Raw genomic sequence first — 478 nt, 5'->3', positions numbered from 1 at the left:
CGGATGGCTTCCAGTGCCACCTTTGCCTTGAACTCCGCAGAATAGCGCTTTCGTTTTGTCATCTCAGGTCGGTCCTTCGTCAGTCGCTAAAGCTTAGCAACTGGTCCGAATTCTTGCGACCACCTCTGACTTCGGTCCATTCATCGAACGGCAGGTTGGATGTGATGATGATCGAGCCGCGCTCATAGCGTTGCGAGATGACTTCGAACAGCAACTCAGCGCCGGTTTTGCTCAGGGGAACGAAGCCGAGTTCATCGATGATCAACAGGTCCTGACTTGCCATCAGCTTTTGTAGCCGCTGCAACCGCCGGTCATCAGCCGCTTCGATCAACTCATGCAGTGAGCCATTGATGCGCCATTGATGGGGTGGATGGCACCCGCTTCCGGCATCTCAATGTGCCACATTGGGTGCTATAAACAGTCACCAACGAAGGGAGCCATCCATGAACGAGATTACCACAATTGGGGTCGATTTGGC

At 53.8% G+C, this 478-nt stretch carries 1 pseudogene; it reads right to left on the bottom strand.

Annotated features, from left to right (window positions below):
* Positions 1–94 precede the first annotated feature (94 nt).
* Positions 95–334 (bottom strand): annotated as a pseudogene (locus BV911_RS18950) (ATP-binding protein); the annotation flags it as partial.
* Positions 335–478 lie beyond the last annotated feature (144 nt).

The sequence above is a fragment of the Pseudoruegeria sp. SK021 genome (genome assembly GCF_002119405.1).
Classification (GTDB): domain Bacteria; phylum Pseudomonadota; class Alphaproteobacteria; order Rhodobacterales; family Rhodobacteraceae; genus Meridianimarinicoccus.
The sequence above is the reverse complement of the archived record's forward strand: the minus strand, read 5'-3'. Positions and strand labels throughout refer to the sequence as shown.